Genomic DNA, 22343 nt, shown 5'->3' with positions numbered 1-22343 from the left:
GTTTATTGGTTCATTTGAGTCAAAAGTTCAGCTTGGGCTTCTTGGTTTAACGGTTCAACCACTAATCCCAAATCTCCATCTATGATTTCATTCAACTTATAGATTGTCAAGTTGATCCTGTGATCGCTTATTCGACCTTGTGGATAGTTATAAGTTCGTATTCTTTGTGACCTATCACCACTGCCCACTTGCAATTTTCTTTCTTTGGATTGCTCAGCTTTAACTTTGGCTTGTTCTGCATCTAAGATTTTGGCCGATAACAAAGACATCGCTTTGGCTTTATTTTTATGTTGGGAACGTTCATCTTGACACTCAACCACTGTATTGGTCGGAATGTGCGTAATCCTGACTGCTGAATCCGTGGTATTGACATGCTGACCGCCTGCACCTGAAGACCTGAAAGTGTCGACTCTTAAATCAGCAGGATTGATGTCAATCGCTTCAACACTTGCGACTTCTGGTAAAACAGCCACGGTACAAGCTGATGTATGCACCCTGCCCTGTGATTCTGTATCTGGAACCCTTTGTACTCGATGGGTACCCGATTCAAATTTAAATTTTGAATAGGCACCATCACCTTCAACCAATGCGATGATTTCTTTAAAGCCGCCATGATCACCTTCATTAACACTGATTATGCTGATGCGCCATTTTTGTTTTTCAGCGTATCGGCTGTACATTCTAAAAAGATCGCCTGCAAAAATGGCCGCCTCATCCCCTCCTGTGCCAGCCCTGATTTCTAAGTAAATGTTTTTGCTGTCATTGGGGTCTTTAGGTAATAACAGAATTTTTAATTCTTCGTCCAGTTCATGCAATAATTTTTCAGCTTCTTGTAAACTTTCCTTCGCTAAATCAGCCATTTCGGAGTCAGCCATCATTTCTTGTGCTTCAGAGGCATCTGTTTGCGCTTGTTTATAAGAACGATAATTCAAAACCAGAGGTTCAATCTGGGCATATTCTTTAGAATAATCTCTGAATTTATTTTGATTTGCCATCACATCAGGGTCAGATAACATCAAGGCCAATTCTTCATAACGATCCTGGGCATGTTCTAATTTTAATTCAATTTCAGGCGTCATCATTTATTTCCAAATCAAACAGTTGTGCAATTAACTTAATGTGGTCTTCATTGCCAGATTCAATGATTTTTTTCATACCAATCATTTGATGATGTGACATTTTCTTACTGACTTGATGTGCTATGGTCGTTAATTTATTGGCCTGATCATCAGGCAAATCTTTACTCATATGTTTAGCGACAACCGTGTCTTTGATGTTTTCAATTTTTAATTGATATTGTTTGAGCAAATCATGGTGCTTTTTGGTTTGTAACCACTGCCCAAAGAGTTCAGCTTCAGCATGAATGATGCGTCCGGCTTCATCAATGGTGCTTTCTCTGCGCTGCATATTTTTGGTGATTACTGTTTGCAAATCATCAACCGTGTATAAAAAGACATCATCTAAACTTTTAACATCTTCTTCAATGTCTCTGGGTACCGATAAATCAATCATTACAATGGGTTTATACTTTCTTAGTTGCAGCGCCCTTGCTGCCGTATTGAATGAAACGATTGGCCTTGGACTTGCAGTGGCTGTAAAAATCAAGTCAAATTCATGAAATGTCGATTCAAGGGATTCAAATGAAAGGGTCTTGGCATTGAAGTGAGCCGCTAATTTTTGTGCGTTTAGATGCGTTCGGTTGCATATGGTCATGTTTCCAGCATGATGATTAATCAAGTACCTTACCAACAGTTCTGCCGTTTCTCCTGCACCTATAATCAAAACTTTTTGTTGGTCTAATGAACCAAATATTTGTCTACCCAATTGAACCGCACAATGAGCCACAGAAACTGGGTTCCTGCCTATTTCAGTTTCAGAACGAACCATTTTTGCAGTTTTAAAAGCCATTTGAAATAATTTGTTTATTTCACTGTTAACACCACATCTTTTGGCTTCATCAAATGAACGTTTGACCTGGCCCTGAATTTGGGTTTCCCCTATAACCAATGAATCCACACCGGCTGCGACTGAAAATAAGTGTACTGCACAATCATGGCCTGATTTCAAATATACAAACTTGGCTTTAAAGTCAAATTCAAAAATTTTAATTAAATGCTTTTTCAGGAATTCAATTGATGGTGTAGATAAATAATATTCGGTTCGATTACAGGTACTCAAAACCACAGCTGAATCAATGGCAGGATGCTTCAATAACAATTCATTGTGTTTTTGGTAATCTGACTCCGCCACAGTGAATTTTTCTCTGATATTGATGTCAGCAGTTTTGTGGTTAATTCCGAGTAAACAAATGGCCATGTTTGGTTGTGGCTGTAAGGCATTAAAAGCCTGAACAGCTAAAGTTGAACGCCCAGTTTCTTGACTAAATTGACTATTTTATCATGCAACTGTTGTGGCGATGAGGCCAATAATGTTGAGTGACCAATTTTTCTGCCTGGTCGTGGTTCTTTGCCATATATGTGCCAAAACAGGTCGGGTTCGGTGATACTCAAAACACCATCAGGAAATGCACCAATCCAATTCAACATGGCAGCCATACCAGTCATTTCAGTGGATCCCAGCGGTAAATTCAGGCCAGCCCTGAGGTGATTTTCAAATTGAGAAGTATGTGCACCTTCAATGGTCCAATGACCAGAATTATGCACACGTGGTGCCATTTCATTAACAAATATATGGTCTTCAGTTTGGAAAAATTCAATCACCAAGACACCTATGTAATTCAAAGCAACCGCCAATTGTTTGGCATATTCAATAGACAAATCATCTAGAGGCAGTGACTTTGCAGGAACGATGGTGGTGGTCAGAATGCCCTCTTTGTGTTTGTTTTCACAAAGTGGCCAAGTTTTGATGTCACCCAAACCATTTCGAGCGACTATCACTGAAACCTCACGCTTAAAAGCAACACGCTTTTCTAATATCAAATCTTGTGAAAATATATCTTCTGGTAATTGATTGATATTTTCAGCTGACTTTATTCTGTATTGACCTTTGCCATCGTACCCCATCCGGCGGGTTTTGAGGATTGCATCATAATCAAACTTTTTAGCCGCAAATTTTAATTCAGATCGACTGTTGATGGTTTCAAATTCGGCTGTTGGAACACCTATGGAGTGACAAAACTGTTTCTCTAAAAGACGGTCTTGAGCAATTTCTAACACTTCTGGGCTGGGAAAGACGGGCTTCTTTTTTTGCACAAACCTGAGAGTCTCTACAGGCACGTTTTCAAAATCTAAGGTCACAATATCGACCTTTTGACAAAACTCTTCTAATGCCAATTCATTGTGATACTCGGCAACCATTAGTTCCCCCACATGACCTGCACATGCTTCGGGGTTGGGGTCAAAAAAAACAAATTCAAAACCCATTGGATAGCCTGACATTGCCATCATTCGAGCCAACTGGCCAGCACCCAATATACCAATTTTTGGATTCATTATTTTATTTCCGGATTTGGATGATTGGTAACATGTTCACTTTGTTGTTTTCTGAATGTATTCAGCGCTTCTGCTATGTCAGAATTATTCAATGCCAAAATAGCTGCAGCAGACAAGGCGGCATTTTTGGCACCTGAAACACCAATACTCATGGTTAACACAGGAATACCAGCCGGCATTTGTACAATAGAAAGTAATGAATCAATACCATTCAAAGTTTTGGACTGAATGGGGACGCCTATGACTGGCAGTGGTGTTTTTGCAGCCACCATACCTGGTAAATGCGCAGCACCTCCGGCGGCAGCTATAATCACTTTTAACTGTCTTTTTGCTGCTGACTCTGCATAACTGAACATTTTATCTGGTGTTCGATGAGCCGAAACAACCTCTTGTTCAAAAGGCACGCCTAAATCACTGAGTAACTTAGCACAGTGCTGCATGGTTTCCCAATCAGATTGGGACCCCATAATTAAACCTACTTGAGCCATTTGATCTTTCATTTTAGAGTGATTGAGTGACCAAGATACAATATTGAAACAACACCGGTACGACAACCAACAATCCAAGTTGTGCCAAAGCATTGATACTGAGTACAGTTTTAACATCGAATCCAACATCAATGGCTTGATCCGTTTCTGGCTCTTCAAAATACATGACCTTGATGATTCTCAAGTAATAGAAGGCACCAATAACGGCAAATATTAAGGCGATCACCGCCAACCATATATAACCTTGATCAATGACTGCTTTTAACACATAAAGTTTTGAGAAAAACCCAATCAATGGAGGGAAACCAGCCATAGATGCAATCAACAGCAACATCAAAAACGCATACCAGCCATTTCTTTGGTTCAAACCTTTGAAGTCTTTGATGTCATCTGCTTCATAACCTTTTGATGACAACAACACAATCATGCCAAAACCACCAATGGCCATGATGGTATAAACAATGATATAAAACATTGAAGCAGCTATGCCCTGCTCACCACCAACCAGTCCCAATAACATAAAACCGATGTGAGAAATCGTTGAATAGGCAAACAGGCGTTTTAAATTGGTTTGTTGTAAAGCAAATAAATTACCCACAATAATGGACATAATTGCCAAGGTTGCCAACATCGACTGCCAGTGAATAACCAACACGTCTAAACTCTGCCCTAATATCCTTACGGCCAAGGCAAATGCAGCAATTTTTGGGGCTGAGGCAATAAACAATGTAGTTGCTGTGGGTGCACCTTCATAAACATCAGGAACCCACATGTGAAACGGTGCTGCGCCCAGTTTAAACCCAATTCCAACAATAACAAAAATCAAGCCAAGCACCAAAAACATGTCATTATTTTGACTGGCAATTGCTTGTGAGATTTGATCCAGCTGCAGGGTTCCAACGGCACCATAGATTAATGACATCCCATACAACAACATACCAGAGGCCAATGCGCCAAGAATGAAGTACTTCATGGCAGCTTCATTGCTTTTAACATTATTGCGGTTATACGCCACCAAGGCATATGAACTCAAAGCCAGTAACTCCAAGCCCAAATACAGGGCAATGAAATTGTAGCCAGATATCATTACCATGATACCTAAGGTAGCAAATAACAACAGCGCAAAATATTCACCTTGCAAGTTGTTTTGCTGCCTCAAATATTGCTTGGCGTAGAAAAACACACCAATCATCAATAAATACACCACAACTTTAAGCATGTCACCAAACCCATCACGAACAAAGGTTTCGTTGAACAATAACTCACTGGTAAATTGTGCACCAGCAACATGATCTTTTAAGGTCAATATTGCAGCAAACACCATTGTGATTACTGATAAAAATACGATGAAACCACCTTTGTTTCGTTCTGTGAACAAACCAGCAATTAACACGACACACGCCATGCTAAGCACCAATAATTCAGGTAAAGCAGGAACTAATTCAGACCAATTAAACATTTATATCACCTTACTCACAGACACGTATTCAATGACTTGTCGAACAGAAGCACTCATCACTTCAATCAACGGCTCAGGCCAAACGCCTAACAACAAAACCATAATGGCTAAAGCAGCCAAAATAAAGAACTCTCTGGGGGTCACGTCTTTCAATGAGGCAACTGAATCATTGGTTATAGATCCAAATACCACACGTTTAACCATCCACAAAGAATAAGCAGCACCAATAATTAAAGTGATGGCTGCCAAAAATGCTATCCAGAAATTGGCTTGGAAACTGGCCAATATCACCATGAATTCACCCACGAACCCAGATGTACCTGGTAGACCAGAATTGGCCATTGCAAAGAATACAAAGAATGCGCCAAACCATGGCATGGTATTAACCACTCCGCCATAATCTTTTATCATCCTTGAGTGCAACCGATCATAAAGCACACCTACGCACAAAAACATCGCGGCAGAAATAAATCCATGAGAAATCATCTGTACCATCGCACCTTCAATAGCCATTTGGCTGCTGTTGCTACCATTTTTGATCAGTAAGAACACCAAAAACAATCCAAGTGTGACGAAACCCATGTGTGAAATCGAAGAATAAGCAATCAGCTTCTTCATGTCTTTTTGTACCATGGCAACCAAACCGATGTAGACCACGGCAATCAATGACAAAGTAATCAACAACCAAGTGAATTCAGAACTGGCGTCTGGCGTTATAGGTAATGAAAATCTTAAAAATCCATATCCGCCTATTTTTAACATGATCGCAGCCAACACAACAGACCCACCTGTAGGTGCTTCAACGTGCGCATCGGGTAACCATGTGTGTACTGGGAACATCGGGATTTTCACTGCAAATGCAGCCAAAAACGCAAAGAATAAATAGCTTTGTTCTTGTAAACTTAATGGGTGCATTGCCAAATCGGTTAAATTCCAGCTTCCAGATTTATTGTATAAATAAATCAAGCCAATCAACATGAAAACTGAACCTAAGAACGTGTACAAGAAAAACTTAACCGTTGCATAGACTCTGTTTGGGCCACCCCAAATACCTATAATAACAAACATAGGAATTAACATGGCTTCAAAAAAGATATAGAACAACATCGCATCTTGGGCAGTAAACACACCAATCATCATCCCTTCCAAAATAAGGAAAGCAGCCATGTATTGATGAATATTGGATTTAATGACACGCCATGCCGACAACACAATCAATACAGTGATAAAGGTAGTCAATATCACCAAAGGCAATGCGATACCATCTATCCCTAAATGATAATAGATGTCAAAAGAATCTATCCACAGGACTTTTTCTACAAATTGTAATTGAGCCGTTGATGAATCAAACTGAGTCCATAAAGGCAAACTGATGATCAGTGTGAGAACAGAAATCAACAAGGCAAGCACCTTAACCAATCCTGACCTGCCTTGTCCAAATGGCAACAAAGCCACACCACCGAGTATTGGCAGCCAGATTAGTACGCTTAATATCGAACCTTCAAACATAAAATAAATCCTATTTAAATACGTAAAGACCAATGAACACGATAACACTCACCACCATGACCAATGCATAATGATAAACATAACCTGACTGTATTGACCTGATGAATTTAGAAACTGCATTAACTGCCTTGGCGCTGCCATTGACTAAAATACCATCAATGAGTTTTGAATCTGACCACTTCCAAAGTGCTTCGCCCAATTTAACACTACCACCTGCTATGAACTTTTGATTGAAAGCATCAAATCCATATTTATTATCTAAAATCTTATGGATGGGAGCCAAGCGTTTCTTGATTTTACCTGCCATAGATATATTTCTGGTGTAGATATAAGTGGCCACAGCAAAACCTGCCAAGGCCAGCCAAAATGGCGGCATTTGTAAACCATGTAAAACAAAAGCCCCTGCACCATGGAAGTCATTGCCTAACTCACCAATCACATCATTGACCCTATTAACATGGATGGCATCATCCATGAACCCACCAAATAACAACGGTTCAATCGTTAACCAACCAATCGCCACAGATGGAATGGCCAAAAGAATCAATGGTAAGGTCACGACCCATGGAGATTCTTTTAAATGCTCCTTGGTGTGATGATCCATCCGCTCCTTACCATGAAAGGTCAAATACAACAATCTGAAACTATACAAAGCTGTGATAAACACACCCAACAAAACGGCTATGTATGCCACGCCAGAGCCCCAACGATCAGACAAATGAGTGGCTTCTATGATGGCATCTTTTGAGAAAAATCCTGAAAAACCAGGAAATCCAGTTAATGCCAAAGTTCCAATCCAAGCAGTGATAAAAGTGATCGGCATATACTTTCTGAGCCCACCCATTTCTTGCATGTCTTGTTTGTGATGCATCGCAATGATGACTGAACCTGCACCTAAAAACAGCAATGCTTTAAAGAATGCATGGGTCATCAAGTGAAAAATAGCCGCAGAATAGGCAGATACACCCAATGCAACTGTCATATAACCCAATTGTGACAGGGTTGAATAGGCAATGACTCGCTTGATGTCATTTTGTACGATACCTATCAAGCCCATAAAAAAGGCGGTGAATGCACCGACCAACATCACAAAGCTCAATGCAGTATCTGACATTTCAAACAATGGAGACATTCTGGTCACCATAAAAATACCGGCTGTTACCATGGTTGCAGCATGTATCAAAGCAGAAATGGGCGTTGGTCCTTCCATAGAATCAGGTAGCCAAACATGCAACGGAGCTTGGGCTGATTTACCCATGGCACCGATAAATAAACAAATACAAATGACCGTCATCATTGACCATTGACTGTCACCGAAAATATTGATGGTTTCATTGGCCATTTGCGGTGCTTGATTAAAGACTTCTACATAGTCTAAAGTTCCAAAGGTCATCAACACAGCTGCAATGCCCAGCAAAAATCCAAAGTCACCCACTCGGTTAACCAAGAATGCTTTCATATTGGCAAAAATGGCCGTTTCCTTTTTGTACCAAAAACCAATCAACAAGTATGACACCAAGCCCACAGCTTCCCAACCAAAAAACAATTGCATGAAGTTGTTTGCCATCACCAACATCAACATGGCAAAAGTAAACAATGAAATGTAACTGAAAAATCGTTGATAACCAGAGTCTTCACTCATGTAGCCAATGGTATAAATATGTACCATTAAAGATACAAATGTCACCACACTCATCATGATCGCTGTCAGAGAATCGACCATAAATCCGACATGCATGGATAAATCTCCTGTAACCATCCATGTGTATAAATTTTCATTAAAAGCGACCGCTTCACCATTGATAAACTGTAGCAGCACTTTGATTGACAAGAAACATGACAGGCCTACGGCTGCAATGGTAAGGGTGTGTGCACCTACTCTGCCAATTTGGCGCCCAAATAATCCTGCGATGGCTGCAGCCACCAATGGGGCAAAAGCGATAACCATCAAAGTTGTTTTCATATCCATCTTTACCCTTCCAACTCGTTGATTTCTTTGACTTCAAGTGTTTTCTTGTTACGGAACAACACCACCAAGATAGCCAATCCAATTGCTGCTTCAGCCGCTGCAACAGTTAAAATGAAAAACACAAAAACCTGGCCTTGAACATCGCCTAAATATTTTGAAAATGCCACCAAATTGGTATTCACCGCAAGCAACATCAATTCGATCGACATCAGTACCACCAACACATTGCGACGATTAACAAAAATACCAGCCATACTGATAACAAAAAGAATGGCAGAAACAATTAAATAACCTTGTAAACTCATGATTCTTCTCCCTGACCTTGGCCTTTCTCTGCCTTCATAGTCACTACCCTAATGCGCTCAGCAGGATTGATGTTAATTTGTTTGGCTGCATCAAGTTGTTTGTTGCCTTCCCGTTTGCGCATTGTAAGCATTATGGCTGCAACAATAGCAACCAAAAGGATGACCGCAGCAATTTCAAATGGATAAACGTAATGCGTAAATAATTCCATACCCACTTCAGCCACATTACTGTATCCAGCCTCTTGTCTGATCAACTCATCGGTAGGAATTTGTCCACTGAGTTTATAGGCGAACAGCATCATTAACTCAACTAACATGGCCGCAGCAATCAGTAAAGCTGCTTTGGTATATGATTGTTTCAGTTGTGAGGCTTTTGCTTGCTTGACGTCTAACATCATGACCACGAATAAAAACAACACCATCACAGCACCCACATAGACAAGTACCAAGGTGATCGCTAAAAATTCGGCTTCAATCAACATCCACAATACGGCCGTGTTAAAGAAGCACAGCACCAAAAATAACGCTGAGTAAATGGTGTTTTTAACGGTGACCACTGCCATCGCAGAACCCACAGTGAATGTGGCAAACACATAAAATATTAATTGTTGAAATAATTCAGGACTTATCATCATCTGTACTTCGCATCTTGTTGTTTGGTATCAGCAATTTGTTCTTCATACATATCACCAATGGCCAGTAATTGTTCTTTGGTCATGACATTTTTGCCCATGGATTCAAAATGATATTCATGTATATCAGTCTCTACAATTGAATCAACGGGACATGACTCTTCGCAAAATCCACAATAAATACATTTAAACAAATCTATTTCATATTTAGTGGTTCGCCTAGAACCATCCTCTCTGACATCAGAGTCAATGGTAATGGCAGCTGCTGGACAAACAGCTTCACATAATTTACAAGCAATACAACGTTCTTCACCGTTTGGATAACGTCTTAATGCATGTAAACCTCTGAATCGTGGAGACTTCGGAGTTTTTTCCTCTGGATAACGCACGGTAAATTTTCGTTTGAAAAAATACTTTTGAGTTAACAGCAACCCTTTGCGAATTTCATTCAGAGTTAAACTTTTTAAATACCTTATAATTTTAGTCATCATATATCTCTAAACAATCAATTCCACCAAGGGCCTACGTTATATACTTTCCAAACCGCAACAACCATAATCCAGACAATGGTGATTGGAATAAAAACCTTCCATCCCAATCGCATGATTTGATCATAACGATATCGGGGTAAAGAGGCACGAAACCAAAAATACGCGTACATGAATATACAGGTTTTACCTAAAAACCAAACTATACTGGGTTGAGCAATCCAACTATCACCACTAAATGGTGAATACCACCCGCCCAGAAACATGATTGCGGTCAAAGCTGAGATAATGATCATGTTGGCATATTCTGCCAAAAAGAATATTGCAAAGGCTGCACCTGAATATTCAACGTGGAAACCAGCCACAATTTCTGATTCACCTTCCGCAACATCGAATGGGGCACGGTTGGTTTCAGCCACCCCAGAAATATAATAAATTATGAACAAAGGGAACAAAGGCCATAAATACCAATGCACAATGCCACCTTCTTGAGCCCTAACAATGTCAGATAAATTCAATGAACCGGAGGCAACCAATACACCGACCAAAGCAAAGCCCATAGCAATTTCATAGGAAACGATTTGAGCGGCCGATCGCAAAGCACCCAATAAAGCGTATTTAGAATTTGATGCCCAGCCAGCAATAATAACACCGTAGACGCCTAATGAAGTCATGGCCAAAACATAGACCAGACCTGCATTGATGTCTGCCAATACCAATCCATCTTCAAACGGTACAACAGCCCAGGCAGCAAAGGCGGTAGCCAATGTAATGATGGGGGCAATTAAAAATAGAAATTTATTGGCATTTTTAGGAAAAATGATTTCCTTGGTCAATAGCTTCAGTACATCGGCAAAAGGTTGTAACAGACCCCAAGGCCCTACACGATTGGGCCCCATACGAACATGCATGAATGCAATCACTTTACGCTCAAAATATGTGGCATACGCCACACACAATATCAATGGCACAATTATGGCGAGGATTTTAATTAACGTCCAAACCACCATCCAAATTTGATCCCAAATCATGACTGTACTCCAATAATACCGACATTCAATTCAGAGGCATTGAGATTCAATGCCGAAGTTCGGCCCATATTGACCATGGCGGTGCCTTCAGCAATACTTGATGTCACTGCCAAAGTCAATTCAGCGTACCTGCCTTCTTGTTCTACAGTAACCAAATCACCTTCATTAAATCCAATTGATATTAAATCCTTGGGATTGACAAAAACAGTGTCAGACGTGGCTAAAGCACTGGTTTGCAGTGGTTCCGACCTTCTGCAAAGTGGATCTGTGTCATAAATGCCATGGTTAGCAAACAAAGCCAAGCCTTTAACTTCAACATCATTAACTTGACAATCTTGATTAATCACAGGATCTTGAGACTGAAATTTTACAGTTTTTGCCATCACATCATTGATGTCTTCATATTCAAACCCAGAATGACCCAACAAATTGCCCAGAACCCGCAACACCCGCCACCCTGGCTTTGTCAAACCAGGTGCTTTTTGAGCCACCATTGAAACTTGTCTTTCACCATAGTTGCTGACTAAACTTCCGGTGATTTCAGGTAATAAGGCAATCGGGAACACCAAATCAACTCTCGACAACAATGATTCATCACAATAAGCATTAAAAGCCACTGAGAAGTCACTGTTTGTTAAAGCATTTTTAATGGCTGCCTGATCTGCAAAATCTTGAATTTCTGCTTGATAAATAATATTTAAACTGTGGGATTTTTGTTTGATGTCACCAGGTGAATGCAGGCCTGCCAGAAATGCACCTGAAGTATTAGATCCTGCAATCAATTCATTGACTTGCCCAGCAGTGACTTGTGCCAACCAAGCAGTCAAAGCCTTAATCATATTGGCTTGGGGGTGGGCTTCTGAAACTTGACCTACAATAAACAATGCATTAACACCGTCCTTTAACAGTTGCTTGGCTAAATGATTGATGTCTTCATCGGTTTTTTGCGATTTAACCCAGTCAGCCAAGGAGCCTGAAGGGTATTGTTTACTGATTTCAGCAACACTTTTAGCCAACGAACCCAATTGTTTAACCCAATTGATTTGGTTACCGACAAAATCGTGAAGTAAATTGTAATTTGCACCATAAGACTTAGGACCAAATGATGAAACTTCAGCTCCATTTAACCAAGCTTGACGAATCTTGTGGTTAAGTATAGGTTGTTCATGACGTATATTGCCGCCAACAATAACCACTTTCTTTTGCTTGGCTACTTGAGCCAACTTCACATCGACACGAGGCAAACGATCATGTTCGGAAAAATCAGTTATATTGATTCTGTGTTCACAGTCATGACTGCCTAGATTATCAAACAACTGTTTCAGTAAGTAATATTCTTCAGTTGAGGCATAGTTTGAGGTAAATAATGCAATTTCTTCACCATCAAATTTTTTGAATTGTTTGACTAAAGTCGCCAGCGCATCTTCCCATGACAGCTCATTCCACTGACCATTTTCCTTAATCATGGGGTATAACAATCGATTTTTGGTGTTTTTAAAACCATGAATGGCGTATCGATCTCGATCTGAAATCCATGCTTCATTCACCTCATCATTGTCTTGAGGAACCGTTCGAAGAATTTCACCATTTCTGGTGTGGTAATATAGGTTAGAACCAATCCCATCATGCATTGAAACAGCTGAAGTCGCCATCAATTCCCATGCTCGGGCTTTGTACCTGAATGGTTTGTTGGTCAAAGCACCAACTGGACATAAATCAATGATATTACCTGACATTTCAGATTGTACTGAATTACCCACTGCAGTACTGATATTGGTTTTATCACCTCTACCAATGCCACCCAATTCGTCGGTTCCAGCCACTTCATTCAGAAATCGAACACAGCGTGTACATAAAATACAACGTGTCATATCGGTTGCAATCAATGAACCTAAGTTTTCATCCTTTACCACTCTTTTTGAATCGACATAACGTGATACATCACGCCCATAACCCATGGAAACGTCTTGCAATTCACATTCGCCACCTTGATCACAAATGGGGCAGTCCAGCGGATGGTTGATTAATAAAAACTCCATCACATTGCGCTGTGCATCAGTCGCTCGTTTTGACTGTGTATAGACTTTCATGCCATCCATCACAGGCGTAGCACATGCTGGCATGGGCTTAGGTGCTTTTTCGACATCCACCATACACATGCGGCAATTCGCAGCGATAGACAGTTTTTTATGATAACAAAAACGTGGGATTTTAATACCTTCCCGGTCTGCAGCTTCAATAATCATGCTGCCTTTTTCTGCCTGAACAGCTCGACCATCAATTTCAATAGATACTGTGTTATCGGCTACTTTATTGGTGGTATCGGTCATGAAGTTAACCTCTCATTTTTTGATTTTTTGTGCTCAACAAAATATTCAAACTCATCCCAGTAGTATTTCAATATACCTTGTACTGGCCATGCGGCTGCTTCACCAAACGCACAAATGGTATGACCTTCAATTTGTCCAGCGGCCTGTTTTAACATTTCAATGTCTTTGGTTTCGCCCTTACCTTCAAGGATCCTGGTTAAAACACGGTACATCCAGCCTGTTCCTTCTCGACAAGGAGTGCACTGACCACATGATTCCATGTAGTAAAAACGTGACAATCGCTGGCACACTTCAACCATACAAGTTCCTTCAGCCATGACAATAACAGCCCCAGAACCCAGTCCAGATCCGGCTGCGCCTATGGCGTCAAAGTCCATGGTAATACCCATCATGACTTCTGCTGGCAAAACTTTCATAGATGATCCACCAGGGATCACTGCTTTAAGTTTTTTCCCATCCAGCACACCGCCTGCCATTTCAAGCAAATCATTGAATGGAGTCCCTAACGGGATTTCATAATTACCTGGTTTATTTACATGGCCTGAAACAGAAAATATTTTCACGCCACCGTTATTAGGTTTGCCTAATTCTAAGAACCATTCAGCACCATTGCGCATGATGGCTGGTACCGAAGCAAATGATTCTGTATTGTTAATTGTTGTGGGCTTGCCATAAATGCCAAAATTTGCTGGAAAAGGTGGCTTGAATCTTGGCTGCCCTTTCTTACCTTCTAAAGATTCCATCAAGGCCGTTTCTTCACCACAGATATAAGCACCGGCACCATGTACACCATACAAATCAAAATCTACACCTGAATCTTGAATGTTGCGACCCAATAGACCCGCATCATAGGCTTCTTTTAATGCCGCCTCAAAATTTTCAAAAGGCTCGTGATGGAACTCACCACGCAAGTAATTATAGCCAACAGTCGCACCCATGGCATAACCACCTATGGCCATACCTTCAATCACAGCATGTGGGTTGTAACGAAGGATGTCTCGATCATGGCAAGTACCTGGTTCTGATTCATCAGAATTACACAGCACGTATTTTTGCCCGGGAGCATCCTTTGGCATGAAACTCCATTTCAATCCAGTTGGGAATCCAGCACCACCACGTCCACGCAAAGCCGAGGCTTTGACCGTATCGATGATTTCATTTTTATCCGTTTTTTCAGACAGGATTTTTTTCCAAGCCTGGTAACCACCTTTGGCCAAATAATTATCTAAAGAGTGGTCTTTATCAGGGTTTAAACAAACATTCACAGAGGCCATTAGGACAACCCTCCAAGCAGCTCATCTATTTTCGCTTCAGTTAAATTTTCATGATAATGACCATTGATTATCATCATGGGTGCGCCAGTACACGCTGCCACGCACTCTTCTTCTTTAACCAGCGTTACTTGTCCATCAGCTGTGGTTTCACCCAGTTTAATACCCAGTTTAGCTTCCGCATATTTAACCACTTTATCAGCACCTCTAAGCATGCAAGATATATTGGTACATATGGCTATTTTATTTTTACCTACTGGTTGAGTGAAAAACATCGAATAAAAATTCGCTGCTTCATAGACCCATACTGGAGGAATCTCTAAATATTCAGCAACTGCCTTCATGATTTCTTCGCTTAACCAGCCTCCATTTTGATCTTGTGCAGCATGTAATGCACCAATCAAAGCGGATCTTCTTTGATCATGTGGATATTTAGTCAACCAATGATCAATGTGATCTCTGGTTGCATCTGTCAACAAATTCATGGCTAATGCTTTGTCTTTCGACTGTGGATTGACTTGATACATTATCTATCGATCTCCCCAAATACTATGTCCATTGTTCCAATGACTGCCACCACATCTGCCAACATATGACCTTTTACCATGTCATTCATTGCAGACAGGTGTGCAAAACCAGGCGCTCGAATTTTCATCCTGAATGGTTTATTTGAATCATCTGAAATCATAAATACCCCAAATTCACCTTTGGGCGCTTCTACAGCTGCATATACTTCACCAGCTGGAACGGTATACCCTTCTGTAAATAATTTAAAATGATGTATCATCGACTCCATGTCTTCTTTCATCATTTCTCTGTCAGGTGGTGCCACTTTATACTCATCAACCATCACAGGCCCAGGGTTGTTTTTCAACCACTGTACACATTGTTTGATGATTCGAGTTGATTGCACCATTTCTTCCATGCGAACCAAGTAACGGTCATAACAGTCACCATTAACCCCAACAGGAATATCAAAATCGACTTTGTCATAAGCGGCATAGGTTTGCTTTTTACGTAAATCCCATGCCACGCCACTGCCCCTTAGCATTGGCCCCGTAAAGCCCCAAGCCTTGGCCTCTTCAGGTGAAACCACACCGATACCCACTGTTCTTTGTTTCCAAATACGGTTGTCTTGCAGTAAGGTTCTGTACTCACCAATCTTGTTTGGAAAATCATCAGCGAATGCTTCAATAAAATCAAGCAATGAACCATTTCGCCATTCATTGGCATAGGCTAAATTTTTACCTTTGGTCCACTTACTTTCAGCATACTGAGGCATGTGATCTGGCAAATCTCGGTAAACGCCACCTGGTCGATAATAGGTGGCATGCATTCTGGCACCAGAAACGGCTTCATACATATCCATACAATGCTCTCTTTCACGAAAAGCATACAAGAACAATGCCATTGCACCTAAATCCAAACCATGCGTACCGATCCACATCAAATGGTTCCTCACACGGGTGATTTCATCAAACATGGTACGAATATATTGAGCCCTGATAGGCGCTTCAATACCTAACAACTGCTCGATGGCTCGAACATAGGCGTGTTCATTACACATCATTGAAACATAATCCAAACGATCCATGTATCCAATGGATTGATTGAATGGTTTTGATTCTGCTAATTTCTCAGTGCCTCGATGCAATAACCCCACATGAGGGTCAGCATGTTCAACAACCTCACCATCTAACTCAAGAATCAAGCGCAATACACCATGAGCTGCTGGGTGCTGTGGCCCGAAATTCATTGTATAATTTTTAATTTCTGACATTATGAGTTCTCCTGCTCATTCATGCTTTCTACATAGCGAGAATCACGTCTTATTGTTTTAGGCACCAATACTCGAGGCTCGATTGAAACAGGTTGATAAACCACACGGCCTTTGTCTTCATCATATATCACTTCAACATTGCCAATCAGCGGAAAATCTTTTCTGAAAGGGTGTCCAATGAAGCCATAATCGGTCAATATCCTTCTTAAATCTGGGTGTCCTTTAAATATGATTCCATACAAATCAAAGGCTTCTCTTTCAAACCAGTTAACACCTGGCCAAATTTCTACCAATGAAGGTACCATTAACATACCCTCATCTGGAGCAAAACATTTAATGGTTAATCGACGGTTGTATTTAAGTGACAGTAATTGTGCGACCACAGCAAACCTATTAGGAATTGATTCCTCTCTGCGTTCACTCCACGAAAATCGACCTGGCCCATTAGATTTAACACCACGACTGAAGCCAGTTGAAGAAACATCGTCTGTTTGCCACTCAGCTTCACCGTAAGTGAGGTAATCAACACCACATACATCCAAACATTGTTCAAATTGGAACGCATCATCATCTCTCAGCGTTTTTGACACCTCAAGCCACGATTCCAAAGGAACCGTACATGCCACGCCATGGACCGTCTCTGACAATTCGATATTGATGTCAGCAAATTTTTCTGACATCTCTTTACTTAATTTATATTTAAAGTTACTCATGACGTTCTTGCGATGGTATTGGTACGTTTGATTTTTTTCTGCAATTGCAAAATGCCATAAATCAATGCTTCAGCTGTAGGAGGACAGCCAGGTACGTATATATCAACAGGAACGATACGGTCACAACCCCTAACAACTGCATATGAATAATGGTAATAACCACCACCGTTGGCGCATGAACCCATTGAAATGACATATTTAGGTTCTGGCATTTGATCGTAAACTTTGCGCAAGGCAGGTGCCATCTTATTAACCAATGTTCCGGCAACAATCATGACATCTGATTGTCTTGGAGATGGCCTGAAAATCACACCAAATCTGTCCAGGTCATAACGAGAAGCGCCTGCTTGCATCATCTCTACTGCACAACATGCCAAACCAAAGGTCATCGGCCATAACGACCCAGTCCTCGCTCCATTTAATAAGGCATCCACTGTAGTGGTGACGAATCCTTTGTTTTCAAAACCTTGATCAACAACTGGTTGTATGATGTTATCGACTATTCCCATTCTAACGCTCCTTTTTTCCATTCATAAATGAATCCGATTACCAACAAAAAGAGAAAAATGAACATAGAAACTAAACCAAATGGACCCAATTCTTCGAGTACCACAGACCAAGGGAACAAAAAGGCAATTTCTAAATCGAAAATGATGAACAGAATAGCCACCAAATAGAATCGGACATCAAACTTCATGTGAGCATCATCAAATGCTTCAAAGCCACACTCATAAGCCGATATTTTTTCATCTGTTGTTTTTCGGGTTCCAAACAACAAACCCAAGGACATTAAAGCAACACCCAAACCTGCGGACACTGCTAAAAACAATAAAATTGGAAAGTACGGAGCTATCATTCAGCCATCCCCTGTTTCAATTTAAAAATTGGTGCCGAAGGCCGGACTTGAACCGGCACGACCGTTGGCCACTACCCCCTCAAGATAGCGTGTCTACCAATTCCACCACTTCGGCACATAAAATTACACAGCTACTATTAACTGCGCATTAACCATTGGTTCAATTTACTTGAACACTCAATTATCAGTTATTATCACCATCAGAATCTGTTGATTCATCGGTTGTTTCTGCTTCAATTTTTTCAGTCAATTCCGTTGCTTTGTCTTCGATTGTATCGACAGCCTCACCGGCTGAGTCAATGGCATTATCAAGACTAGAGTCAATAGATTCAACGGCATCAACAGGAACCAATGACGGCTCTTGTGTTTCACCATCTAACACACCAAATACGCCCAAATCTTGCTCAGCTGCTTCACCAGTTGAAGAATACGCCTCTCTGGCATCAATGGCAATCAACAATGTAATGATGAAAAACAAGGTGGCCAAAATGGCCGTTGCTTTGGTCAAGAATGACCCTGAACCTTTGGCACCGAATACAGTGCCTGAAGCACCACCGCCACCGCCACCAAATGCAGATCCTGCTGTTGCACCTGGGCCACGTTGAATCAAAATAAAACCGATCAGTGCCATGGCCACCAATACCTGGGCAATGTTTAAAAAGTTAATTGTCATTTATTAATCTCCTTGTGACAGCTTGTCTGCTTGTTGACAAATTGCCATAAAATCTTTAGCTGTTAATGAAGCCCCACCTATAAGGCCTCCGTCAACATCGGGCATCGAAAAAAGTTCATATGCATTTGAACCTTTACAACTTCCTCCGTAGAGGATGCGGATGCGGCGCGCTATTGTATCATCATTTAATGCTAATTGAGAACGGATAAATTGATGAACTTCTTGCGCCTGTTCTGCACTGGCAGTTTCACCGGTTCCAATGGCCCAAACAGGCTCATATGCAATGACCCCTTGAGACAACGACTCCATCCCAATATGCTCAATAACTGTGTTGATTTGATCCCAGACAACATCAAAGGTTTGATCACCCTGTCTTTGTACAGACGATTCTCCCACACATAAAATAGGGGTTAAATTGAACTTCAAAGCTTGGGCAAATTTTTTCGCCACTTCTGAGTTGCTTTCATTGTTTTTGATGCGCCTTTCGGAATGGCCAACCAAGACCATATCACAACCCAGGTCTTGCAACATTTCAGCACTGACCTCTCCCGTCACAGCACCGTTGTCATACTCACTCAGGTTTTGTGCACCACACAGTACTGAATCAGGCTTGTTATTGATCACCTCGTACAAATGTATATAAACAGGAAAAACAGCCACATCATACTTGGGTTGATCTGGTAATGATTGGCGCAATGCTGACATCATTTCATCAACAAAAGCCAATGAACCATGCATTTTCCAATTGCCAGCAACCAATAATTTACGATTCATCATGGCCATCGGTGTCTTCGCTATTTTGAATCACTACATCACCATCAACCACATCAACATCAAGTTCTTCGTCACCGTCCAAGTTGACCACTTTCGCGATACTCACCAACTTTTCTTTTTTGGCCAAACGAATCAAAGTCACACCTTGGGTGTTTCTACCTACTGTCGAAATACCGTCAACAGCTGTTCGGACCAAAGTACCACCGTTTGAAATCAACATGATTTGGTCTTCACTTAACACTTGGCAAGCACCCACGACTGCACCATTTCGGTCACTGGTCTGAATCGCAATGACTCCCTGACCCGCTCTTCTTATTCTAGAAAATTCTTCTAGCTTGGTCTGTTTACCAAAACCATTTTCAGTACAAACCAAGACATTGCCTTCCTCAGCCACAAACATAGAAACCACTTTATGATCATCTTTAAGGGTAATACCACGAACACCGCGTGCTGTGCGCCCCATTGAACGAACATCATTTTCATTAAAGCGAATACATTTACCGGAACTTGAGAATAAGAATACATCCTGATCTCCGGTAGTCAGCTCTACATTAACCAAATGATCACCATCCAACAAGCCCAATCCAATGATGCCGTTGGCACGAGGTCTTGAGAAATTCGACAATGGGGTTTTCTTAACCACGCCTTTGGCAGTAGCGAAGAAAACAAATTTATCATCTTCATAATCCCTTACTGGCAATATGGCTGTGATTTTTTCATTTTTATCTAACGGCAACAAATTAACCAGCGGCTTACCCCTGGCAGTTCTTGATGCCATGGGCAATTCATACACTTTCAACCAATAAACTTGTCCTTGATTACTGAAACACAATAACGTGTCATGAGTATTGGCAATCCACAATCGTTCAATAAAATCTTCATTTTTCATTGCCGTAGCTGACTTACCTTTACCTCCACGGGTTTGCGCGCGATACACGTCCACTTGCTGCATCTTGGCATAACCTTCGTGAGACAGGGTCACCACGACATCTTCTTCAATAATCAAATCTTCCATGGTTAAATGAAGTTGTCTGTCCATAATGACAGTTCGGCGTTCATCACCATAATTCTCTCTGATTTCTATCAACTCGTCCTGCACCACTTCTAACAAGCGATCTGGGTTGGTCAAAATTTCAAGGTACTCTTTGATGTGTCCAATGATTTCTTTGAACTCATCGGTAATTTTATCTTGCTCCAATCCTGTCAATCGATGCAATTGTAAGTCCAGAATTGCTTTGGCTTGAATTGGCGACAGTTGATACCCGTCTTCAAAAAATCCATACTGGTCTTCCAGGTCTTCAGGACGACACAGATGAGCATCGTTATCCAACAAGGCATTGATTAATGAAGAGTTCCATTTTTTAGCCAATAACCGCTCTTTGGCTTCTGTTGGGTTTTTAGATTGTTTAATTAACTCGATGACTTCTTCGATATTAGCCAGTGCGACGGCCAAACCTTCCAGTACATGGGCACGGTCTCTGGCTTTTTTCAGTTCAAATATGGTTCGTCGAACCACAACTTCTCGCCGATGTTTAATGAATTCATTCAAGATTTCCATCAAACCCAATGTTTTCGGTTGCCCATTGATCAATGCAACCATATTGATACCGAAAACCGTTTGTAATTGCGTCAACTTATACAGTTGATTCAACAAAACCTCGGCCACTTCACCACGACGCAATTCAAAGACTATTCGCATGCCGTCTTTATCAGACTCGTCTCGCAAAGCTGTAATGCCTTCGATTTTTTTCATCTTAACCAGCTCTGCCACTTTTTCTATCAGCCTGGCTTTATTGACTTGGTAGGGTAGCTCTGTGACAACGATGGTTTGCTTGCCCGAGGCATCATCCGTTTCAATCTCTGACCTGGCACGCATATAAACTTTACCGCGACCTGTGTCATAAGCATCTCTTATTCCTTCAGCACCATTGATAAAAGCAGCCGTTGGAAAATCAGGCCCAGGTATATGAACCATCAAATCATCAAGCGTGGCATTTGGATTTCGCGTCATTTCAATGGTGGCATTGATGACCTCTGTCAGGTTGTGTGGCGGTATGTTGGTTGCCATTCCAACCGCAATGCCAGATGACCCATTAACCAGCAAGGCAGGAACCCTGGTTGGCATCACCTCTGGCTCTGTATCGGTTTCATCATAATTGGGAACAAAATCTACAGTATCCTTGTCAAGATCAGCCATCATTTCATGTGAAATTTTGGCCATTCTGACTTCGGTGTACCTCATGGCAGCGGGCGAATCTCCATCCACAGAACCAAAGTTACCCTGTCCATCAACCAACATATAGCGCATTGAAAAAGGCTGGGCCATCCTAACAATGGTGTCATAGACAGCCGTGTCTCCATGCGGGTGGTATTTACCAATCACATCACCAACCACACGAGCTGACTTTTTGTGCGCTTTGTTCCAGCTTACACCCAATACATTCATGGCATACAGTACACGCCTGTGTACCGGCTTAAGACCATCCCTTACGTCAGGTAGCGCCCTACCCACAATCACACTCATCGAATAATCGAGGTATGATTTTTGCATTTCATCTTCGATATTTATCTTAATGATATCGCTTGAATTTTCCGCCATAAATCAAATTTACT

21 protein-coding genes and 1 tRNA gene are annotated in these 22343 nt (G+C 41.2%); all 22 read right to left on the bottom strand.

The annotated features are described in order from the left end of the window. Positions 1-2: 2 nt before the first annotated feature. The gene (gene prfA, locus CCS90_RS11360; RefSeq protein ID WP_099019743.1) at positions 3-1079 is read right to left on the bottom strand and encodes a peptide chain release factor 1; all 1077 of its coding nucleotides are present in this window, start codon (positions 1077-1079) and stop codon (positions 3-5) included. Continuing rightward, positions 1069-2316 (bottom strand): glutamyl-tRNA reductase, encoded by a 1248-nt coding sequence (gene hemA, locus CCS90_RS11355; protein ID WP_099019668.1) that lies wholly within the window; start codon positions 2314-2316, stop codon positions 1069-1071. Before hemA ends, prfA begins: the two co-directional genes overlap by 11 nt. Before the next feature lie 38 nt (positions 2317-2354). Beyond that, a complete protein-coding gene (locus tag CCS90_RS11350; protein ID WP_099019667.1) occupies positions 2355-3452 on the bottom strand; it encodes a 5-(carboxyamino)imidazole ribonucleotide synthase in 1098 nt (365 codons plus the stop codon). Beyond that, complete coding sequence (gene purE, locus CCS90_RS11345) at positions 3452-3952, bottom strand: 5-(carboxyamino)imidazole ribonucleotide mutase (RefSeq protein ID WP_162846885.1); 501 nt, start codon at positions 3950-3952, stop codon at positions 3452-3454. Before purE ends, CCS90_RS11350 begins: the two co-directional genes overlap by 1 nt. A gap of 1 nt (position 3953) precedes the next feature. Next, complete coding sequence (gene nuoN, locus CCS90_RS11340) at positions 3954-5399, bottom strand: NADH-quinone oxidoreductase subunit NuoN (protein ID WP_099019666.1); 1446 nt, start codon at positions 5397-5399, stop codon at positions 3954-3956. Then, on the bottom strand, positions 5400-6908 hold the full coding sequence (locus CCS90_RS11335) for an NADH-quinone oxidoreductase subunit M (protein ID WP_099019665.1): 1509 nt from the start codon (positions 6906-6908) through the stop codon (positions 5400-5402). Between the two features lie 10 nt (positions 6909-6918). After that, entirely contained in the window at positions 6919-8877 is a 1959-nt protein-coding gene (nuoL, locus tag CCS90_RS11330) for an NADH-quinone oxidoreductase subunit L (RefSeq protein ID WP_211337055.1), read from the bottom strand. A gap of 2 nt (positions 8878-8879) precedes the next feature. Continuing rightward, positions 8880-9182, bottom strand: a complete 303-nt coding sequence (gene nuoK / locus CCS90_RS11325) for an NADH-quinone oxidoreductase subunit NuoK (RefSeq protein ID WP_211337056.1) — start codon at positions 9180-9182, stop codon at positions 8880-8882. Next, positions 9179-9814, bottom strand: a complete 636-nt coding sequence (locus CCS90_RS11320) for an NADH-quinone oxidoreductase subunit J (RefSeq protein WP_099019740.1) — start codon at positions 9812-9814, stop codon at positions 9179-9181. Before CCS90_RS11320 ends, nuoK begins: the two co-directional genes overlap by 4 nt. After that, on the bottom strand, positions 9814-10302 hold the full coding sequence (nuoI, locus tag CCS90_RS11315) for an NADH-quinone oxidoreductase subunit NuoI (protein WP_180236526.1): 489 nt from the start codon (positions 10300-10302) through the stop codon (positions 9814-9816). The genes CCS90_RS11320 and nuoI overlap by 1 nt, the downstream gene beginning before the upstream one ends. Positions 10303-10319: 17 nt before the next feature. Further along, positions 10320-11333: an NADH-quinone oxidoreductase subunit NuoH gene (gene nuoH, locus CCS90_RS11310; protein ID WP_099019662.1), complete on the bottom strand. Its 1014-nt coding sequence runs from the start codon at positions 11331-11333 to the stop codon at positions 10320-10322. After that, positions 11330-13663, bottom strand: a complete 2334-nt coding sequence (gene nuoG, locus CCS90_RS11305) for an NADH-quinone oxidoreductase subunit NuoG (RefSeq protein ID WP_099019661.1) — start codon at positions 13661-13663, stop codon at positions 11330-11332. Before nuoG ends, nuoH begins: the two co-directional genes overlap by 4 nt. Continuing rightward, on the bottom strand, positions 13660-14937 hold the full coding sequence (gene nuoF, locus CCS90_RS11300) for an NADH-quinone oxidoreductase subunit NuoF (RefSeq protein ID WP_099019660.1): 1278 nt from the start codon (positions 14935-14937) through the stop codon (positions 13660-13662). Before nuoF ends, nuoG begins: the two co-directional genes overlap by 4 nt. After that, positions 14937-15461 (bottom strand): NADH-quinone oxidoreductase subunit NuoE, encoded by a 525-nt coding sequence (nuoE, locus tag CCS90_RS11295; protein WP_099019659.1) that lies wholly within the window; start codon positions 15459-15461, stop codon positions 14937-14939. Before nuoE ends, nuoF begins: the two co-directional genes overlap by 1 nt. Beyond that, positions 15461-16714 carry an NADH-quinone oxidoreductase subunit D gene (locus tag CCS90_RS11290; protein WP_099019658.1) on the bottom strand — a complete coding sequence of 418 codons (1254 nt, stop codon included), beginning with the start codon at positions 16712-16714 and terminating at the stop codon, positions 15461-15463. Before CCS90_RS11290 ends, nuoE begins: the two co-directional genes overlap by 1 nt. Further along, positions 16714-17427 (bottom strand): NADH-quinone oxidoreductase subunit C, encoded by a 714-nt coding sequence (locus CCS90_RS11285; protein WP_218961661.1) that lies wholly within the window; start codon positions 17425-17427, stop codon positions 16714-16716. The genes CCS90_RS11290 and CCS90_RS11285 overlap by 1 nt, the downstream gene beginning before the upstream one ends. Next, complete coding sequence (locus CCS90_RS11280) at positions 17424-17936, bottom strand: NuoB/complex I 20 kDa subunit family protein (protein ID WP_099019657.1); 513 nt, start codon at positions 17934-17936, stop codon at positions 17424-17426. Before CCS90_RS11280 ends, CCS90_RS11285 begins: the two co-directional genes overlap by 4 nt. Beyond that, a complete protein-coding gene (locus CCS90_RS11275) occupies positions 17927-18283 on the bottom strand; it encodes an NADH-quinone oxidoreductase subunit A (RefSeq protein WP_099019656.1) in 357 nt (118 codons plus the stop codon). The genes CCS90_RS11280 and CCS90_RS11275 overlap by 10 nt, the downstream gene beginning before the upstream one ends. Before the next feature lie 29 nt (positions 18284-18312). Continuing rightward, a tRNA-Leu gene (locus CCS90_RS11270) sits at positions 18313-18398 on the bottom strand. Between the two features lie 69 nt (positions 18399-18467). Beyond that, positions 18468-18956 carry a preprotein translocase subunit SecG gene (gene secG, locus CCS90_RS11265; protein WP_099019655.1) on the bottom strand — a complete coding sequence of 163 codons (489 nt, stop codon included), beginning with the start codon at positions 18954-18956 and terminating at the stop codon, positions 18468-18470. A 3-nt stretch (positions 18957-18959) separates the two neighbouring features. Further along, positions 18960-19730 carry a triose-phosphate isomerase gene (gene tpiA, locus CCS90_RS11260; protein WP_099019738.1) on the bottom strand — a complete coding sequence of 257 codons (771 nt, stop codon included), beginning with the start codon at positions 19728-19730 and terminating at the stop codon, positions 18960-18962. Beyond that, positions 19720-22329, bottom strand: coding sequence for a DNA gyrase subunit A (gyrA, locus tag CCS90_RS11255; RefSeq protein WP_099019654.1), 2610 nt, complete (start codon positions 22327-22329; stop codon positions 19720-19722). Before gyrA ends, tpiA begins: the two co-directional genes overlap by 11 nt. Positions 22330-22343: the final 14 nt, after the last annotated feature.

Source organism: Marinicella litoralis, from assembly GCF_002591915.1.
Classification (GTDB): domain Bacteria; phylum Pseudomonadota; class Gammaproteobacteria; order Xanthomonadales; family Marinicellaceae; genus Marinicella; species Marinicella litoralis.
The sequence above is the reverse complement of the archived record's forward strand: the minus strand, read 5'-3'. Positions and strand labels throughout refer to the sequence as shown.

Excerpts from the sequence above, each read along its gene's own strand:
- prfA (WP_099019743.1), bottom strand. The coding sequence starts at position 1,079 with ATGACGCCTGAAATTGAATTAAAATTAGAACATGCCCAGGATCGTTAT.
- hemA (WP_099019668.1), bottom strand. The coding sequence starts at position 2,316 with ATGGCCATTTGTTTACTCGGAATTAACCACAAAACTGCTGACATCAAT.
- CCS90_RS11350 (WP_099019667.1), bottom strand. The coding sequence starts at position 3,452 with ATGAATCCAAAAATTGGTATATTGGGTGCTGGCCAGTTGGCTCGAATG.
- purE (WP_162846885.1), bottom strand. The coding sequence starts at position 3,952 with ATGAAAGATCAAATGGCTCAAGTAGGTTTAATTATGGGGTCCCAATCT.
- nuoN (WP_099019666.1), bottom strand. The coding sequence starts at position 5,399 with ATGTTTAATTGGTCTGAATTAGTTCCTGCTTTACCTGAATTATTGGTG.
- CCS90_RS11335 (WP_099019665.1), bottom strand. The coding sequence starts at position 6,908 with ATGTTTGAAGGTTCGATATTAAGCGTACTAATCTGGCTGCCAATACTC.
- nuoL (WP_211337055.1), bottom strand. The coding sequence starts at position 8,877 with ATGGATATGAAAACAACTTTGATGGTTATCGCTTTTGCCCCATTGGTG.
- nuoK (WP_211337056.1), bottom strand. The coding sequence starts at position 9,182 with ATGAGTTTACAAGGTTATTTAATTGTTTCTGCCATTCTTTTTGTTATC.
- CCS90_RS11320 (WP_099019740.1), bottom strand. The coding sequence starts at position 9,814 with ATGATAAGTCCTGAATTATTTCAACAATTAATATTTTATGTGTTTGCC.
- nuoI (WP_180236526.1), bottom strand. The coding sequence starts at position 10,302 with ATGACTAAAATTATAAGGTATTTAAAAAGTTTAACTCTGAATGAAATT.
- nuoH (WP_099019662.1), bottom strand. The coding sequence starts at position 11,333 with ATGATTTGGGATCAAATTTGGATGGTGGTTTGGACGTTAATTAAAATC.
- nuoG (WP_099019661.1), bottom strand. The coding sequence starts at position 13,663 with ATGACCGATACCACCAATAAAGTAGCCGATAACACAGTATCTATTGAA.
- nuoF (WP_099019660.1), bottom strand. The coding sequence starts at position 14,937 with ATGGCCTCTGTGAATGTTTGTTTAAACCCTGATAAAGACCACTCTTTA.
- nuoE (WP_099019659.1), bottom strand. The coding sequence starts at position 15,461 with ATGTATCAAGTCAATCCACAGTCGAAAGACAAAGCATTAGCCATGAAT.
- CCS90_RS11290 (WP_099019658.1), bottom strand. The coding sequence starts at position 16,714 with ATGTCAGAAATTAAAAATTATACAATGAATTTCGGGCCACAGCACCCA.
- CCS90_RS11285 (WP_218961661.1), bottom strand. The coding sequence starts at position 17,427 with ATGAGTAACTTTAAATATAAATTAAGTAAAGAGATGTCAGAAAAATTT.
- CCS90_RS11280 (WP_099019657.1), bottom strand. The coding sequence starts at position 17,936 with ATGGGAATAGTCGATAACATCATACAACCAGTTGTTGATCAAGGTTTT.
- CCS90_RS11275 (WP_099019656.1), bottom strand. The coding sequence starts at position 18,283 with ATGATAGCTCCGTACTTTCCAATTTTATTGTTTTTAGCAGTGTCCGCA.
- secG (WP_099019655.1), bottom strand. The coding sequence starts at position 18,956 with ATGACAATTAACTTTTTAAACATTGCCCAGGTATTGGTGGCCATGGCA.
- tpiA (WP_099019738.1), bottom strand. The coding sequence starts at position 19,730 with ATGAATCGTAAATTATTGGTTGCTGGCAATTGGAAAATGCATGGTTCA.
- gyrA (WP_099019654.1), bottom strand. The coding sequence starts at position 22,329 with ATGGCGGAAAATTCAAGCGATATCATTAAGATAAATATCGAAGATGAA.